The sequence below is a fragment of the Chryseobacterium sp. Chry.R1 genome, assembly GCF_039645525.1.
GTDB lineage: Bacteria > Bacteroidota > Bacteroidia > Flavobacteriales > Weeksellaceae > Chryseobacterium > Chryseobacterium proteolyticum.
Genome location: NZ_CP151793.1, coordinates 951,154 through 968,065, shown reverse-complemented (window position 1 = coordinate 968,065; position 16,912 = coordinate 951,154). Strand labels below are relative to the sequence as shown.

Genomic DNA, 16,912 nt, shown 5'->3' with positions numbered 1-16,912 from the left:
TTAGCCCGTTTTTGAATTAATATATCATTCGGCTTTAGCCAGAACCTAATTAACAAAAGAATTGTATGTCCCCGATTATTTCAGCTTCACAATTAAGAAATTTAGAAATTCAAAATCTAATCATCCTTGATGCACGAGTAGGTAAAGATATATACCAGAGTTATTTGGAAAAGCATATTAAGGGAGCGCGATTCATCAATCTAGATACAGATCTTGCTGAAATCGGAGAAGATGCAGCTTTTGGAGGAAGGCATCCTTTACCCGGGATTGAAGAATTTGGTAAAACATTGGCTGCCCTGGGGATTTCTGAAGATAGCCATGTGGTTATCTACGATGATAAAAATGGTTCCAATGCGGCTGCAAGAGCATGGTGGATGTTACGTTCTTTTGGACTTAAAGAGGTTCAGGTTTTAGATGGTGGATTCCAGGCGGCAGAAAGAGAAGGTGTGGAATTTGCTTCAGGAGAGGAGGTTTATGAAAAAACTGCACCTATGAAAAATCAAAAATGGCTTCTGCCAATATCAAGCCTGGAAGATATTGAAAATGAGTTAATAAACAGCTCTTCAACAGTAATTGATGTACGGGATTCTTACCGGTATAAAGGAGAATCTGAACCGATTGATCTGGTAGCAGGACATATTCCCGGAGCAATTAATATTCCTTTTTCTGAAAATCTTGATGAAAAAGGTAATTTCCTTAAACCAGAAGTTTTAAAAGAAAAATATTTAAAGTTATTAAAGGACAAATCTCAAAACCTGATCGTTCACTGTGGTTCCGGGGTCACGGCATGTCATACTATATTAGCTTTGGAGTATGCGGGCTTACCAATCCCTGATCTGTATGTAGGTTCATGGAGCGAATGGAGCAGAAGAGAAGGAAAAAATATAGCAACAGAGACTGAAAAATAAAACCGCAGGAATTCCTGCGGTTTTTTTATCTTCTATTCTGATTTTTAAAGCATTCCTAGTTCGAATTTGGCTTCCTCGCTCATCATATCTTTATTCCAGCTTGGCTCAAAAGTAAGTTCTAAATCAACACTGTTTACTCCTTCTACACTTTGAACCTTATCCTTTACCTCTTGCGGTAATGTTTCTGCAACCGGGCAGTTTGGAGTTGTAAGAGTCATGATGATCTTAACATCGCCATCCTCAGAAATCTGTACATCATACACAAGTCCCAATTCATAAATATCCACAGGGATTTCAGGATCGTATACGGACTTAAGTACTCTTATAATTTCTTCTCCTATATCAGCAATTTGATCGTCTGTAAATTTCATTTTTTAATCTTGATTGATATTTCTTTTCAACAAATCTTCCTGCCGCATGCGGCGAAAAACATTTGCCAAAGTTAAGACATCTTTTTCACAATAGTCAACTATTCTTTGCAAGTCTTTCTCTATGTAGTAGATTGATGAAACCATTGAGCCGTCAATATCGTCCTTAGGCGTTGGAATTCCAAAAACATGCGCTAGTAATTCAAGGGAAATAAAGGTTTTATAATCTCCGAACTTCCAAAGGTCCATCGTGTCGATGTGAGGGATTTCCCAAGGTTTTTTCCCAAACATCTGAAAAGGAACCGGAGGTTGCATTCCGTTGATCAGAAAGCGACGTGCAATCCATGGAAAATCAAATTCTTTTCCATTGTGTGCACATAAAATTACATCCCGTAGCCTTGGACTGTTGAATATTTCTCCAAACTCGGTAAGGAGCTTTTTTTCATCATGATGAGCAAAGCTTTTTATCTTTAAGGTGTCATTCTTTTCTACCATTCCTATGGTAATACAGATGATTTTCCCAAATTCAGCCATTATTCCTGCTCGTTCAGAATAAAACTCTTCGGCAGAAATATCATCTTTGCGTTGAAATCTGGTCTTTTTATCCCAGAGCTTCTGGTCTGTTTCGGATAAGTCGTCCCATGATCCTGCATTCGGAACTGTTTCAATATCAAGGAATAAGATCTTTTCTAAAGGAATGTGCTGTATCATAAATATTTTTGTTTTATCCCACATGCATTCCGTTTGTTACGGGAAGTGAAGGTGTTAAAATTGTAACTTCGCTTTTGTCCTCTCCGTAAACGCCTAATACCAGGCATTCGCTAAAAAAATTGGCGATCTGTTTTCTTGGAAAATTCACAACGGCTAAAATCTGTTTTCCGATCAGATCATCTTTTTGATATAATGCTGTGATCTGAGCTGAAGATTTTTTAATACCGAGGGGGCCAAAATCAATTTCCAACTGGTAAGAGGGATTTCTTGCCTTTTCAAAATCATTGACGGAAATAATGGTTCCGCATCGTATATCTATTTTTTCAAAATCTGTCCAGGAGATATCCGGTTTTATTATCATGATAATTGGTTTATTAATTGTTCAACTTCTGATTTCTGGTCTGCATAATTTTTTTGTAATTGTGAATCTGTACCCATCCTCCTGTAGTATTCCAAAGCTTTATTCCCAAAAAACTTTTTATGAAAATCCGAAACTTCAGGAATTTGCGGAAAAATCCGATGAAAAAGCATTTCCGAATATGCCTGAAATTCCCTTTCATTTTTATCTTCAATAAAATGACCAGGAGCTTTCTGCCTTACATGAAGCATTTCATGCGCCAGCATATTCAGAACAAGATTCAAATCAAAATCGAATAAATTTCTGGGGATCATTACCTTTTGAGGGTGGCCCAATTGTCCTTCGGCAGTCAGTAGCATGGAATTAGGGGAGAGTTCCTCCCTGAATCCAAAACCGGCAAAGTTCTCATGTTCCAGGTTAAAAGTGCGAATCAGATAATTGGCCGCTTCTAATATCTGATCGTGTTCCTTATATGCCTCAAGGTGTAAATTGATCTGTTTAAAGTTCATTCTATCGATGTTTCAACAAATGTATTAAATAATTAAAAATAGGCCTCAAATTAGGTTGTTTTATATAATAATTGTTAATATATATTTGGAGGAGTAAAAAAAAAGATAATAAATTATGATATTAATATTTGTAAAACGGTATGTTTTTTGATGAAATATAGAAAAAAAATATTTATGATGAGAAAAAAAATTACCCTTACTGTACTATTATCTGTTTCTTTTATGAATTTAAATGCACAGGTTGGTATTAATACAAGCACGCCGTCGGCTACCTTAGATGTTATAAGTAAAGGAAATATTGCATCTGGTAAAGCTTTGAAAATCAATAATTCTTCTTCGAATGAACTGGTAACGGTACTGGATAACGGAAATGTTGGAATAAATAAAGTAAACCCGAGCGGAAAACTGCACATCGTTGGTGATACCAGTACAAATGATGTGCTTTATTTAGAGAATTTACAAGAAGAAAATGCGTCCCGGCAATTTACACATGTGTTAGTTAATAACTCAACCGGAAAAATCGTCAAAGCTAAAGCAGGAGGATCAAGTACTATATTAACAAATTACAGATCCAGCGGTCAACAGGTTTTGGATCAGACCACTAACTCTTCTCAATTGGTTGAATTTTCTTCTAATGATAGTTTAATAGAATCGGCAACTTCATTTAACGCTTCTACATCTACATTTACCATTCTGGAAGATGGATATTATTTAGTGTCTGGGTTTGTTGGCTTTAATGGTTTTAGAAATGACTTTACAACGGTTAGTCAGTACATCGCTATGAATTTATTCTTTGAAGTCTCCACAAACGGAGGCGGAAGCTGGAATCAATTAACGGGTGTAAGAAATACATTTATAGGAGCATCTGCAGGTGTAGGGACAACCATAAGTATCTCACCAATAGCACTCTACTTAAACGCTAACTCACAGATACGTCTTATGATTCAAAGACCTCAGATAAATGGGAATTTGACATTAGGTACACCACCCGGGTCTAATGGACACATTAATTTGCCAACCGGACAATCATATTCGAAATCCGTTTTGATTATAAAGCAATAAGTACAAAATGTTGGTTTAAATAAAAAAGAGGGCATTTGTCCTCTTTTTTATCTTTATTTAGAAGTTTTACAAGAATAATAAATAGTTATGAGATCCGGACAACTATCTTTCCTTTTGTACCATGAGTCTCAATTTCTCTGTGCGCCTCTGCTATTTCGTTCATGGGCAAAATTTCTCCAACAAAAATCTTCAGTAATCCTCTTTCGATCAGTTCTGATAGTTTCATCAGGCTTTCCCTTTTAAAAGTAAGCATGGTCCACATCAGATTGATATTGCGTTTTTGTGCCAGTTCAATTGCTTTAGGATCATCTTTAGTATAGGAAGGTAAACAAACGACTTTTCCTCCGGGCTTTACACAATTGATTGATCTATACAATACGTCTCCACCCATAGTATCAAGGACGGCATCAAGATCGGATAAGATTTCCTCAAATCTTTGATTTTTATAGTCAATAGGCTGATCCACACCAAGCTCTTTAATGAACTCAATATTTTTACCGGAGGCTGTACCACTCACTGAAGCACCGGCTATTTTAGCCAATTGAACGGCAAAATGACCAACTCCTCCCGCTGCAGACTGAATAAGAATGTGTTCACCGGACTGAACTTTTAAATGATCATGAATAGCCTGATAAGCGGTGAGACCAGCTAAAGGAGCAGCTGCTGCTTCTTCAAAAGTGATATTTTCAGGCTTTTTTACGAAAACATCCGGACTGACGGCAATATATTCGGCGTAAGTTTGAGTAGCTAATCCAAAAACAGCATCTCCGACCTCAACGTTCTGAACATTCATTCCCACTTCCTCAACAATCCCACTGAAATCTTTGCCTAAAATGGCAGGAAACTGAAGCGTTTTAGATGAAACATGTGAGCCGGCTCTGATTTTTGTTTCTACAGGGTTAATTCCTACGGCTTTTACTTTTATTAAAACCTGATCAGAAGTAATTACCGGCTTTTCTATCTCTGCGATTTTAAGTTGGTCGGCTGTTCCAAATTCATTGATTATAATGGCTTTCATATTATTTTTTTATGATAATCTAATGTATGGATTTTATTGGTTTTTAAAAAAGCATTCCAGGATATTTTAGATATGCAAAGGGGTAATTATTTCGAAGCCTGAATTTACTGGTTTACTATTAAAGTATTGATATTGTGATTTTTTTTAACTGATAATCAGTTGCTTACTTTTGCGTTTTCATTTTTATTTTAAAAGTTGTGCAAGATTTTAAGAAAAGAGGGTTTATATAAGTGAGTACTCAAAATAAATAAAATAGTGTTTAATGCAACAAATTTAAAAAATGAAGAAATTTATAGTACTTAAAGCTTTTATGGCTGTGTTGATTGGTTTTATGGGACTTAGCTTAATTTCATGTAACAATGACGGACCAGATATTCCACCAGTAAAATTACAAGATGTTATTGGAAATTATAAAGGAAGGCTAATAACAAGTCAGGGAAACAATAAAGCTGAGGCGGTAGTAAGTTTTGCTGTGAAGAAAGACACCATAAAGTTCACAGACCTTCCCGTAAAAGAAATTGTGAAAGCCGTAGTAAAAGACCCTGCAAAAACTGAAGCTGCTCTTACGGCAATAGGAAAAGTAAAATATAACCTTAATTATACGGCTGTGGTAAATGCAAATTATAATGCAGTGGAATTAACTTTTACTCCTAAGACTTTAGAGCTCAATATTCCAATGGATGGAGCGGTGAAAAAAACAATTGTGACATTTACAGCGAAAGAAAAAGGATTTTATGTTGGCCAGAACTATGCAATGAAATTTGGTTTGGTCGCAGAAAAAATTACGGTAGACGGAACAGTGCTGACACCGTATGAAATGATTAAATATGATTTTCCATATTGTATAAAAAATTAAGTAATAGTGAGATGCAAAATTAAAATAGGTTGCGCTTTGCAATGTTGCAACCTATTTTTGCATTAAGATTTATCAATCATTAAACGAGGCGTCAGGGAAACATAATCAATGGAGGCAAATAAGGAGCAGATTTTAGTTAATCGTCTTCTCTTAAAAGAAGAAGCTGCATGGAAGGAGCTTTTCGGAGCATATTCCGGGAATCTTTCTTATGTGTGCTCTCGCTATATCATTGATAAGGATGACGTCCGTGACGTACTACAGAATAGTTTTATCAAAATGTTCCGCTCACTAGATTCATTTGAGTATCGGGGAAGCGGATCGCTTAAAGCCTGGATTACCCGTATTGTGGTCAATGAATCACTAAAACATATCAGACAACATTCAGATTTTAAAGTAACGATGAACGATTCTGATATTCCTGATATAACGGACGATGAGGAACCGGAAATAGAAGAGATGCCGCAGGAGGCTATGATGGAAATGATCCGTTCACTTCCGGAAGGCTATAGGACTGTTTTTAATCTCTATGTATTTGAAAATAAAAGCCATAAACAGATTGCGGAATTGTTGGGGATAGCAGAGAATTCTTCGGCGTCGCAATTTCACAGAGCTAAAGCTATGCTTGTTCAGAAAGTTAAAGAATATAAAATGTTAATAAAAGCGCAATATGAGTAATCAATGGTTAAACGATCTGCGCAGGAAGATGGAAGATCACGAAGGTGATGTTCCGGATGGATTATGGGATAACATCAAAGATGAATTATTCGATAAAGATGAGGATAAAAATATTGTTGGGCTTTTTACTGAAGCAAATAAAGCGATCGATAGTGAAGACTCAGATTCAAATAAAAAAAGAGGGGCATTCATTTATCGTATTGCCGGTATAGCCGCTGCGATTGCATTATTTTTTATTGTGGGCAAACAACTATGGGAGGTAAACAATAATGTTAAACCCAAAATTGCTAAGTCAGAAGATAAGGGTTCGGCTGAAAGTAATTTTCAGACCCCAGATAATCATATTTCCTTATTTAACGAAAAAGAAGAGTCCGATGTCCTAAAGGAGTTCGGGCAGAAGAAAGATAGTCCCCTAGATCAGGATATTTTTTCAACGAATGTATATGCATATGGGAATAGGAGTGGTGTAAGAAATGTCCAGTATAGATCGGTAAACGAAGAAACGGATTTGTTGGCTGGCCTGCACAGACAATATGCTCCTTTAATTCAAAATCAGATTCCTGGGATTCGTGAAATGAAGAATCTTTTACCTATTAATAGAGAAGAGGAGATTAACAAACTTATTTCTGAAACAGACTTAGGTGTTCAGGGCAAATCATTGGCAAATACATTAAAAGAAAAAAAACAGAAGACCAAAAAGTCATGGATGCTTAGTTTACTGACAGGTAAAGCTTCATCTAACTCACAACAATTTCCTGGATATGCTACAATCAGCGGAGGTCCGTTAACTCTTGATCAGGTATGGAGTGCATCTGCTTTTTCTGAAGATCCATTTGTAAAAGTTCTTGTGGCTAACCAGAGTCAAAATGTAGAAGCAACAGTAAGACATAAAGTTCCTCTGAATCTTGGCGTTTCTCTTTATTATAATCTGGGTGAAAAGTGGGGCATAGGGACTGGTTTAAACTATACTAAACTATCTTCTGAACTTCATTCCGGAAGCCAGTCGAACTTTGTAAAAAGTGAGCAGACAATACATTATGTGGGCATTCCTGTTCAGGTTAACTATAATGTTATCCAAAAAGGGAATTTTACGGGTTATGTTACCGCAGGAGCGCTTGCTGAGAAATCCGTTGGAGGAAGCTTTAAGACACAATATATTGTTGATAATGAAGTGAATGGAGAAACAAAAGAAAAGCTTGGAAACCAGCCGGTACAGGTTTCATTAAATACAGCTTTAGGGCTGCAGCTAAAACTTGTTGACAAAATAGGCATATATGCAGAGCCCGGTATAGGCTATCATTTCAAAAACGATGGTGCTTTGAATACAATCTATAAAGAGAAGCCTTTGAATTTTAATGTCAAATTCGGAATAAGAGTATTACTTGATTGATTTGTGAGGACCGAAAAATAACAACCAAAATTAAATTAATATCTATGAAAACAAAACTAATTTTTTTATCACTGTTTTTACTTTTAAATCTCTTAAAAGTAAGTGCGCAGTGTTCATTTACACCTACCATTACCAGTCCTAGATTAGGAGCTCAATTTCCCAATAAGGTCGTGTTTTGCAACACGGAATCAGAAGTACTTTCAACACAAACTTATGGTAGTTATCAATGGTACAAACAGGCGTGGACATGGCAGTCCCCCAATACTAATCCTTGGGTTCCTATTTCTGGGGCTACCTCCCAGACTCTGACGATTAATGGTTCAAGTGATATGCTTTATTATTTTAAAGTAGAAGCTACCCTTAATGATTGTACAGCACAAAGCGCAGAAATTATGGCTGATGGATATGCCTATGCACTTCCGGCTATGATGACGACACTCACACCGGGAACTTACGAAAATATAGGTCCGGGAGAATATAATGTATGTAATGGCGCATCGGTACAATTTGATGATATTTTTCCGGTTGTGTATGGTGTTCATACATGGTACAAATGTGCACCGAGCAATATACCACCGGTTTCAGGAGATGGGTGCATCATTTCTGGAGCTACCGGAGATACTTATGTAGCAACAGAATCAGGTGAGTATGGCTTCTATGCATGTACGGCTTATTGTCCTGACCAATGTGAATTCCTGGGATTACAATCTTTTGTAAAGCTAAACTTTGGAAACTGGAACTTTTGTAATCTTGGAACCGGAGAAGTTGATCCTAAAAAAGGGAATGAAATGAGTATTTATCCAAATCCTGCGACTCAGCTTATCTTTATTGGAAAAGATTCGGATAAAGTTTATAAAGAAGTTTCTATAATTGATGCATCAGGAAGACTTGTTTTACAAAAAAAGAACCATACCTATAATCAGCCTATCGATGTAAGCGGTCTTGCTACAGGCAATTATATTATTGTTTCCAAAGATTCTAAAGATAAAATGTACAAAAATAAGTTCATTAAAAAGTAAAATATGAGTGCCCCTTTATAACTCATGTTAGTTTTTTCAATAATTGTGGAGTCGGTGCAGAATTTATTCTGCACCGGTTTTTTTATCCGGAAACAGAACCAATATAGCGTAATGAGTCCTTCTTTTTTGTAAGAAATGAATTATATTTAACAGATGTAATTAGCATTTGTTTGATCATACAATGGGAATAGAAAAAGCAAAACTTCACTTGAAAAAATGGAATAAGGATTCCGAAGTGATGATATTTGATACCTCCAGTGCCACGGTGGAGCTGGCTGCAGCAGCATTGAACATTAGTGGAAATAAAATAGCAAAATCTATTTCATTGTACGATGAGAATAACGATGTTATTTTAATTGTAGCCGCAGGGTACCGGAAGATCGATAATAGAAAGTTTAAAGATGAATTTGGATTAAAGGCAAAGATGCTTGCTTTTGAAGATGTGGAACCTTTGGTAGGACATCCTGTTGGTGGTGTTTGTCCATTTGGTGTCAATTCGCAAGTGTCGGTTTTTTTAGACATTTCGCTTAAAGAGTTTGAGTTTGTGTATCCGGCTTGTGGAAGTGCTAACTCAGCTATAAAACTTTCTATTTCTGAATTAGAGGTTTTATCGGGTTTCAAAAAATGGGTTGATGTTACGAAAGGCGGTTGAAAACGACAAAGGAAATACATAAATTCTTGTCAGCGTTTTTAATGATGAATATTTCATTCATTTATAAAAAATGATATATTTACATTAAAACACACTTATGCTGATCAAAATTTATGGAAGCGCAATTCATGGAGTTGCAGCACAAACGATTACTATTGAAGTTAATATTGATACAGGTGGCGTTGGCTATCATTTAGTTGGTCTCCCCGACAATGCAATCAAAGAAAGCAGCTATAGGATTTCTGCAGCATTAAGAAATGTCGGTTTCAAAATTCCCGGTAAAAAAATTACAATTAATATGGCTCCCGCAGATCTTCGGAAAGAAGGTTCCGCATATGACTTAAGTATTGCGATAGGGATTTTAGCTGCATCAGACCAAATTCTTGCTGAAAATATCCACAACTATATCATTATGGGAGAACTTTCATTGGATGGGAGCTTACAGCCGATTAAAGGAATTTTACCCATTGCAATCCAGGCGAAGGAGGAGGGTTTTAAGGGGATTATTTTACCCATGCAAAATACCAGAGAAGCTGCTGTGGTGGAAGGAATTGATGTTTATGGAGTCAGTAATATCAAAGAGGTGATTGATTTTTTTAATGAAGGAATACCCATTGAAAAGGTTGTTTTGGATATAAAAAAAGAATTCCAGGAAAAAGTAAATCAGTTTCCTTTTGATTTTTCAGAAGTAAAAGGGCAGGAAACGGCAAAGAGGGCAATGGAGGTTGCCGCAGCAGGAGGGCATAATATAATTTTGATAGGTCCACCCGGAAGCGGAAAGACAATGCTGGCAAAAAGAGTTCCCAGTATTTTACCTCCACTAACCTTAAAGGAGGCTTTGGAAACGACAAAAATACATTCTGTTGCCGGGAAAATAGGTGCTGAAACCTCTTTAATGACGATTCGTCCATTCAGATCACCTCATCATACAATATCAGATGTAGCTTTGGTGGGTGGGGGAAGCTATCCACAGCCAGGAGAGATATCCCTCGCACATAATGGTGTTTTATTCCTTGATGAAATGCCTGAGTTCAAAAGAACAGTGCTTGAAGTGATGCGACAGCCCTTAGAAGATCGTGAGGTTACCATTTCAAGGGCAAAGTTTACAGTAAACTATCCCTCGAGCTTTATGCTTATTGCATCGATGAATCCAAGTCCTAGCGGATACTTCCCGGATGATCCTAATAATACTTCATCCCTTGCGGAAATGCAGCGTTATATGAATAAATTATCAGGCCCTCTTTTAGATCGTATTGATATCCACATAGAAATCCAAAAAGTTGAATTTGAGCAATTAACTGAAAAGAGAAAGGGTGAAAAAAGTGAAACGATCAGAGCAAGGGTACTGAAAGCCAGAGAAATCCAACAGGCCAGATATCAAGATTTAGAAATTAGTTACAATGCGCAAATGGGCTCGCGACAAATTGAGCAATTTTGTGCTTTAGATGAGGTTTCATTTGCTCTGATAAAACAAGCGATGGACAAGCTGGGTCTGTCTGCAAGAGCGTATGACAGAATTCTGAAGGTTGCACGCACAATTGCAGATCTTGATGAATCTGAAAATATTTTCTCACATCATATTTCTGAAGCCATACAATACAGAAGTTTGGATCGGGAGTTTTGGAATGTTTGATGTGGACTTATATGGGGTAAAAGCCTTCATCATTTTTTTATATTGTAAATGCATCATACTGATAGGCAAAATTTGTATGTTTAGTAAATGTTCTCTTCAACCGGTAAACAGAATAATTTATCTTTTTTTATTACAATAAGATCATCAAAATAAAAACTTGCCTCAATATTCTTAATCTCGGCTAATTTTTGACCTTCTTTATTTTTGCATGTAAGTGTAAAGGAGTGGGGAAGAACTCTTTTTAAGGTCCATATTTGAGTTTCGGAATCGGAATGAGGCTGCTCATCCAGTATAAGATCAAATAGCCACAAACAGTCTTCAAAATTAATCATATCATTAATCCCTTCTGTAAATTGGTATTCCTCCTTATAGTCGTGTAAATCCTGAGCAACTGAATAAACATTATATAACTCATTCGCTGAGTTTCGACGAATATTGTGTTTGTTGTTCATGGTTTTAGTTTTTGTTATGGAAGAAGGTTTAAATTGACGGAAAGATTCAGATGCTTCGAAATGTTTGTAGTAAGCATGTGATGGTTCAACGAAATTTTTCATGTTTTTAGAATTTTATTTTAATTTTGTTTTATATCTTTGCACAAATATAGTCAAAATTTAGACCAAAATAAAATAAAATGGACAAAATAACAACCATAAAAGAAAGAATCCTATTTTATTTGGAGGAAAAGAGCATTAAAAAGGAGTCTTTTTACAGGGAAACAGGGATGTCTGCTTCTAATTTCAAAGGAGCAGGACTAAAAAGTGACCTTGGTATTGATAAGGTTGTTAAAGTTTTAGAGGTGTATCCGGAGCTGAATGCTCACTTACATTGGCTCATAAAGGGAGAAGGGATATTGGATTTAAGTAGTTCAGAGAAAGTATATGAGGTTGAAGAACAAGAGTTACAACCTGATCATATGTTGAAGAGGAAAGATTTTAATGAAGATATAGGTGACCTATTAGCTAATATTTATGCCCAATACAATACACAGGATAAAAGCTTGCTGTTCATCCAGAACCAGATATCGAAAATGGAAAAGAAACTGGAAGCCTCTATCGCTAAGCAAAGCAAATATTTGGAAAGAATTTTAGCTCAGGTCGAGGAAAAAGAATCAAGATCAAAGTAATCTAGTTCTTGTTTACGATGATTTTTTCAGATCCTGATAATAATGTTTTAGTTCGGGTATTAAGAATGAGGTAGCCGAGTTCGTTAGTAAAGACTTCCAAATCCTGCATTGTACCAATAAATCCATTATTGATCTCTTTTTTTACCAATCGCATTTTCTCAAGATATTGCTCTTCGGACAAAATTTCCGCAATGTAGTCCTCCCAAAGTTTATCACTAAGAGCAACAAGAATTTTTAAACTTTCTCTGTGATTACTCATTTTTTGTGATATCGTTACGTTTGTATAATATGGAAGAAAACCTTTCTAAGGTACTATTGTTAAATTTATCAATAACATTTATTTCTCTATAGTAGTTGTCTAATCGATAGATAAGATAAACAATTATAGCAATAATGGCGATAATCGCTATATCAGCATATCCGGAAATTATATTCTTATTGAAAAATATAAACTTAATATAGGTCGCTAAGTGAAAATATCCGGAAACAAAAACCACATAGAATGTATATCTATGAGCTTTGAATAATCCTCCTAATGCAAGGAGGATTATGCACGATGGGATTGATAGAAAATAGATTGCTGAATCTAAATCCAAACGCCTTTCGCCGGCATTATTTGCCAGCTGGACATTAACATCAATAAAATAACCCACAATATTATTCAGAAAAGGTAAGATCGCCGAAATCAACACGAATGCAGACATCGTAATCTGAATAATCAGCTTACTTAGGCCTATCCGGCTTTGTCGGGTCGATTGTGTCGGCGGTACTGTTGCTTGTTCCATCTTTTGAATCTGGCTCATTTGGTGTTTCTACTGGTTTTGTTACGGTATCGCTAACGATTTTTACATTTTTTGCCGCTTTTAAATCTGCTTTTGTGCTTTCGGATTGTAAAGCGGGAGCGTCTTCATTACTTCTGTCATCACATGCTACCAAAAGGGTCAGCAATGCGATCCCGGATAAAATTAATTTTAAGTTCATAACAATATATTTTTTTTAACAACTTAAAGATAAGTCTTAAAACTTAAATTTAGCTTAAAAAAAATAGACTAATTCTTTTCATTGTGTAATAATAATAAAATTTTCTGTTATAAAAACCTTATATCACTGCGTAATGAAATCAAAAATAGTAAATAAATATTTACATTTTGCTATTTTTTAATAAAATTTTCATTTTAAAATAAATTAACTGTTTTTATTTTTCTTAAATAATCTTTTTTTAGCAATGCATATTGTTGCTGAAAATTTAACGCCGTCATCTTATTTGTAACGATCTCGTATTGTCTTTATTCTATAAAACGGCGTAAAAATCACAAAATTTTATGGTGCAGAGAGGTAACTCAATCACGTATTTATTTCATTAAACGGTATAAAAAAAGCCGTGAGAGAATCTCACGGCTTTTAAAATTTAAAAAAAAGATTATTTATTCTTTTTGGTAGATTTTACATGTTCAGCTTTTGCAGGACGGGTTTTAGTATCAGCTGGTGTGTTTTCACTTCTAACCAGCTTCAACTCGTCAATTAATCTTCTTGCACCAGCATATTTATCGATAGTCCAAAGAACAAAACGTACATCAACGTTGATTGTTTTTTGCCATTCTTGTTCAAAAACAATATCACCACTTAAAGCTTCACTGTTTCCATCAAATGCGATCCCTATAAGGTTACCGTCACCATCGATTACCGGAGACCCGGAGTTTCCACCTGTAATATCATTATTAGAAAGGAAATTAACTGGCATATAACCGGCAGCATCAGCATATTGACCGAAGTCCTTCATGTTGTAAAGATCGATTACTCTTTGAGGAAGATCAAATTCTTCATCTCCTTTTTTGTATTTTCCTACCAAACCGGTCATGTCAGTATAATAGTTATCTGTAACACCAAAGTAGTTTCTGTCTGTTCTGATAGGTAATTTGTCAACAGTTCCATATGTTAACCTCATAGTAGAGTTAGCGTCCGGATAGAACTTTTTCTCAGGCATGGATTTCATTAAACCTGCTAAGAAAAGGCGATTGTTTTTAGCAAAGAAATCATCAACTTTTACAAACTTTTCAACTGCGATCTTTTGATCTTCAGCAAGGCTATTTGCTATTTTCCAAAGCGGATCTGAATCAAGTTTTAATGCATCCGGATTTAAAATAAAGTTAGTTACCGAGGTTTTATTGGCAAAAATAGATGAATAGGCTGTATTGGATAATGTTTTAGCATTTAATCCTAATATAGTTGCAGATGCCACATCCGGATTTTTAACTCTTGCCTGATAAAGGCTTATCATAGCAGCAAGCATTTCTCCTTCCAATGATGGACTGAAATTATCATAAATTGATTTTACCGCAGCTTCTACTTTTGGTTTCATGGCAAGTCTTCCCTGCATATCTTGTCCTGCATAGGTCTTAAGTAAAGAACCTAATTGATAGGCAACGCTGATATATTTTGAGTTTCTGGAAAGTTGTGACATATAATTTCTTTCAACATTTCTCTCGGAAACCTGTTTGTAGTAGGCCTCAATATCTTCTAAAACTCCATCATATTCTGTATTTCCAGGTTGTGCAGACCACTGTCTGTAGGTTGCTTCGATCTTTTGTTTATCTGAGATTGTCCCATTTTTGATAACAGCATCGATAGTTCCTTGTCTGTTTTTCCAGTAATTAGCAACCGAAGCATACTGGGAAGCGTAATTCAACTGAGTAGCTTTATCTTTATCCATGTACTTTTTCATTACATCCATTGCTACTTTAGAAGCTTCTACCCAAGCCGGATAGTCCTTATCTACCATTTGCTGAATTCCATAAGAAGTTAAATAACGGTTTGTTCTGCCTGGGTAACCAAGGATCATAGAGAAATCTCCAGGCTTAATTCCTTTAAGAGAAACCGGTAGGAAATGTTTAGGCTTTAAAGGGGTATTGCTTGGAGAGTACTCAGCAGGGTTTCCTGCTGCATCAGCATACACTCTGAAAACCGTAAAGTCTGCTGTGTGTCTAGGCCATTCCCAGTTATCAGTATCACCTCCAAATTTACCTAATGATGAAGGAGGTGCACCTACCAATCTTATATCTTTATAATCCTGATAAACGAAATAATAAAACTCGTTTCCATTGAAGAAATCTTTTACTACTACTGTATACTTCCCGTTTTCAGAATTCTCAGCCTGAATTGCTTTAGTTTCAGCATCAATTATGGCTTTTCTTTCCTCACCGGTCATTTTGTTATTTAGTTTAGAATTGATTCTTTGCGAAGCATCATCCATTCTTACTAAAAATCTAACGTATAGATTCTTAGCATTGAATTCGTCTTTTTGCTTCATGGCCCAGAATCCATTCTTCAGATAGTCTTTTTCCGGAGTAGAAGCTGCTGCAACAGCACCATAACCACAGTGGTGGTTTGTGAAAATCAGTCCTTTATCAGAAACAATTTCACCGGTACAGAAGCCTCCAAAACTTACAATAGCATCTTTTAAACTAGAATTGTTTACGGAATAAATTTCTTCTGGAGTTAAATGCAAACCTTCTTTTTGCATATCAACACCATTTAATCTTTTAATGAGCATTAGCAGCCACATACCTTCATCCGCTCTCATCTGGGCAAAGCCCAATAAAAAAGTGAATAGTAGAAATAGTCTTTTCATTTTATAAAATAATTTTGTGTCGCTAATTTACTAATTTTTACGATATTCCGGCCGTGATTGGTATGAAAATGGAAGGATAGGCTGCATGAAAAAAATATTTATAAGTCTATTAGGAGTTTTGTTTTTAGGAATGATGATTAATTGTTCATCAGTTCCGGTTAAAAACCCATCAATTCAAAGAGAATGGATGCTTATATCTTTTGGGAAATTTGATAAAGAAGAAATGGTTAAAAGCCGTGCGGGAATTAATCTTACAGGAGCAATGGAAGGAGAAAAGATTCGTGGAGGGGCATTCATGGGGTGTAATAAAATGTTTTTTACCGGAGAGTTCAGAAAAAATGGGAAAATGAAGATTTCCGGAGTTGGAAGTACAATGATGGCTTGTCAGAATATGAAACTTGAGCGAGCGTTTGTTAATAGCTTTGAAAGGATTACGCGGTATTCAGTGGAGGGTCATTTTCTTTCTTTGTATGATGATAAAGGGATAGTGATGAAGTTTGTTGCTTCAGATTGGGATTAACAGTAATTTTTTTGAAAAATGTACAGATAAAAGAAGTCCGCTAAGTAGCGGACTTCTTTCGGTTATTAGTTTCTAGGAATAGTTTTTTTTATTTCTTCAAGTGTTGCCGTATTAGAAAGTCCCGTAACGGTTATTTTCTTATTAATAGGTTGACTTGCTTTACGTGAACGCCGATTGGGAATTGTTGCTAAGACCTCATCAAAACTAGCTGTATTGGGAAGTAATTTTCCTGAATTGTCCGATGTGTTTTTAGGTTTTAGATTTTGTTTTTTAACTTCAAGTCCATAATCTGATACCAGCCCGCTGTGTGGAGGATTGTTTTTATTATACTGCTCATAATCTTTAATGAGCTTAGCTTCCTGTTCCTTTGCATTTTTTAAAATAAGGGCCTGATCCTGCGGCTCAGAAGTTTTATTTTCCTGGGCATATATACTTAGTCCTGATAATAATAATGCGATGATATATAATGATTTCATAATTTT

At 35.8% G+C, this 16,912-nt stretch carries 21 protein-coding genes; 10 read left to right on the top strand and 11 right to left on the bottom strand.

Annotated elements, in window-relative coordinates:
- Nucleotides 1–65 precede the first annotated feature (65 nt).
- The gene (locus AAEU33_RS04510; RefSeq protein WP_345991059.1) at nt 66–908 is read left to right on the top strand and encodes a sulfurtransferase; all 843 of its coding nucleotides are present in this window, start codon (nt 66–68) and stop codon (nt 906–908) included.
- Between the two features lie 44 nt (nt 909–952).
- Here the strand turns inward: AAEU33_RS04510 and AAEU33_RS04505 are convergent, their stop codons facing one another.
- Genes AAEU33_RS04505 through AAEU33_RS04490 form a run of 4 tightly spaced genes read right to left on the bottom strand, consistent with a single transcriptional unit; the run spans nt 953 to nt 2,854 of the window.
- The gene (locus AAEU33_RS04505; protein ID WP_089028448.1) at nt 953–1,279 is read right to left on the bottom strand and encodes an SUF system Fe-S cluster assembly protein; all 327 of its coding nucleotides are present in this window, start codon (nt 1,277–1,279) and stop codon (nt 953–955) included.
- A gap of 3 nt (nt 1,280–1,282) precedes the next feature.
- On the bottom strand, nt 1,283–1,987 hold the full coding sequence (locus tag AAEU33_RS04500; protein ID WP_273650320.1) for a 3'-5' exonuclease: 705 nt from the start codon (nt 1,985–1,987) through the stop codon (nt 1,283–1,285).
- Between the two features lie 13 nt (nt 1,988–2,000).
- Nucleotides 2,001–2,348 (bottom strand): tRNA-binding protein, encoded by a 348-nt coding sequence (locus AAEU33_RS04495; RefSeq protein WP_345991058.1) that lies wholly within the window; start codon nt 2,346–2,348, stop codon nt 2,001–2,003.
- Nucleotides 2,345–2,854 carry a hypothetical protein gene (locus AAEU33_RS04490; RefSeq protein WP_345991057.1) on the bottom strand — a complete coding sequence of 170 codons (510 nt, stop codon included), beginning with the start codon at nt 2,852–2,854 and terminating at the stop codon, nt 2,345–2,347. The genes AAEU33_RS04495 and AAEU33_RS04490 overlap by 4 nt, the downstream gene beginning before the upstream one ends.
- A gap of 174 nt (nt 2,855–3,028) precedes the next feature.
- Here AAEU33_RS04490 and AAEU33_RS04485 point away from each other — a divergent pair, with 174 nt between their 5' ends.
- On the top strand, nt 3,029–3,916 hold the full coding sequence (locus AAEU33_RS04485) for a hypothetical protein (RefSeq protein WP_345991056.1): 888 nt from the start codon (nt 3,029–3,031) through the stop codon (nt 3,914–3,916).
- An 85-nt stretch (nt 3,917–4,001) separates the two neighbouring features.
- On the opposite strand, the gene AAEU33_RS04480 is transcribed toward AAEU33_RS04485, so the two are convergent.
- A complete protein-coding gene (locus AAEU33_RS04480; RefSeq protein ID WP_345991055.1) occupies nt 4,002–4,934 on the bottom strand; it encodes an NADP-dependent oxidoreductase in 933 nt (310 codons plus the stop codon).
- 280 nt (nt 4,935–5,214) lie between these two features.
- Here AAEU33_RS04480 and AAEU33_RS04475 point away from each other — a divergent pair, with 280 nt between their 5' ends.
- The 6 genes from AAEU33_RS04475 (at nt 5,215) to AAEU33_RS04450 (ending at nt 11,159) form a co-directional block, all read left to right on the top strand.
- Entirely contained in the window at nt 5,215–5,790 is a 576-nt protein-coding gene (locus AAEU33_RS04475; RefSeq protein ID WP_172281902.1) for a DUF4840 domain-containing protein, read from the top strand.
- Nucleotides 5,791–5,898: 108 nt separating this feature from the next.
- Nucleotides 5,899–6,465, top strand: a complete 567-nt coding sequence (locus AAEU33_RS04470) for a sigma-70 family RNA polymerase sigma factor (RefSeq protein ID WP_345991054.1) — start codon at nt 5,899–5,901, stop codon at nt 6,463–6,465.
- The gene (locus tag AAEU33_RS04465) at nt 6,458–7,855 is read left to right on the top strand and encodes an outer membrane beta-barrel protein (protein WP_345991053.1); all 1,398 of its coding nucleotides are present in this window, start codon (nt 6,458–6,460) and stop codon (nt 7,853–7,855) included. The genes AAEU33_RS04470 and AAEU33_RS04465 overlap by 8 nt, the downstream gene beginning before the upstream one ends.
- 44 nt (nt 7,856–7,899) lie before the next feature.
- A complete protein-coding gene (locus AAEU33_RS04460; protein ID WP_273650327.1) occupies nt 7,900–8,874 on the top strand; it encodes a T9SS type A sorting domain-containing protein in 975 nt (324 codons plus the stop codon).
- A 181-nt stretch (nt 8,875–9,055) separates the two neighbouring features.
- On the top strand, nt 9,056–9,526 hold the full coding sequence (locus AAEU33_RS04455) for a YbaK/EbsC family protein (RefSeq protein WP_345991052.1): 471 nt from the start codon (nt 9,056–9,058) through the stop codon (nt 9,524–9,526).
- Nucleotides 9,527–9,623: 97 nt separating this feature from the next.
- Nucleotides 9,624–11,159 (top strand): YifB family Mg chelatase-like AAA ATPase, encoded by a 1,536-nt coding sequence (locus AAEU33_RS04450; protein WP_345991051.1) that lies wholly within the window; start codon nt 9,624–9,626, stop codon nt 11,157–11,159.
- 80 nt (nt 11,160–11,239) lie between these two features.
- Here AAEU33_RS04450 and AAEU33_RS04445 read toward each other — a convergent pair whose 3' ends face one another.
- Nucleotides 11,240–11,713, bottom strand: coding sequence for a DUF6876 family protein (locus AAEU33_RS04445; protein ID WP_345991050.1), 474 nt, complete (start codon nt 11,711–11,713; stop codon nt 11,240–11,242).
- Between the two features lie 77 nt (nt 11,714–11,790).
- Between AAEU33_RS04445 and AAEU33_RS04440 the strand changes: the two genes are divergently transcribed.
- Nucleotides 11,791–12,282, top strand: coding sequence for a hypothetical protein (locus AAEU33_RS04440; protein WP_345991049.1), 492 nt, complete (start codon nt 11,791–11,793; stop codon nt 12,280–12,282).
- Between the two features lies 1 nt (nt 12,283).
- Here AAEU33_RS04440 and AAEU33_RS04435 read toward each other — a convergent pair whose 3' ends face one another.
- The 4 genes from AAEU33_RS04435 to AAEU33_RS04420 all read right to left on the bottom strand — a co-directional run bounded on the left by AAEU33_RS04435 (nt 12,284) and on the right by AAEU33_RS04420 (nt 15,910).
- Nucleotides 12,284–12,541, bottom strand: a complete 258-nt coding sequence (locus AAEU33_RS04435) for a hypothetical protein (RefSeq protein ID WP_172281918.1) — start codon at nt 12,539–12,541, stop codon at nt 12,284–12,286.
- Nucleotides 12,534–13,067: a hypothetical protein gene (locus tag AAEU33_RS04430; protein ID WP_273650332.1), complete on the bottom strand. Its 534-nt coding sequence runs from the start codon at nt 13,065–13,067 to the stop codon at nt 12,534–12,536. Before AAEU33_RS04430 ends, AAEU33_RS04435 begins: the two co-directional genes overlap by 8 nt.
- Nucleotides 13,006–13,263, bottom strand: coding sequence for a hypothetical protein (locus tag AAEU33_RS04425; protein ID WP_345991048.1), 258 nt, complete (start codon nt 13,261–13,263; stop codon nt 13,006–13,008). Before AAEU33_RS04425 ends, AAEU33_RS04430 begins: the two co-directional genes overlap by 62 nt.
- Nucleotides 13,264–13,702: 439 nt before the next feature.
- Nucleotides 13,703–15,910 carry a S46 family peptidase gene (locus tag AAEU33_RS04420; RefSeq protein WP_345991047.1) on the bottom strand — a complete coding sequence of 736 codons (2,208 nt, stop codon included), beginning with the start codon at nt 15,908–15,910 and terminating at the stop codon, nt 13,703–13,705.
- Between the two features lie 85 nt (nt 15,911–15,995).
- Here AAEU33_RS04420 and AAEU33_RS04415 point away from each other — a divergent pair, with 85 nt between their 5' ends.
- Nucleotides 15,996–16,430 carry an META domain-containing protein gene (locus AAEU33_RS04415; RefSeq protein ID WP_345991046.1) on the top strand — a complete coding sequence of 145 codons (435 nt, stop codon included), beginning with the start codon at nt 15,996–15,998 and terminating at the stop codon, nt 16,428–16,430.
- 65 nt (nt 16,431–16,495) lie between these two features.
- On the opposite strand, the gene AAEU33_RS04410 is transcribed toward AAEU33_RS04415, so the two are convergent.
- A complete protein-coding gene (locus AAEU33_RS04410) occupies nt 16,496–16,906 on the bottom strand; it encodes a hypothetical protein (protein WP_345991045.1) in 411 nt (136 codons plus the stop codon).
- Between the last annotated feature and the right edge of the window lie 6 nt (nt 16,907–16,912).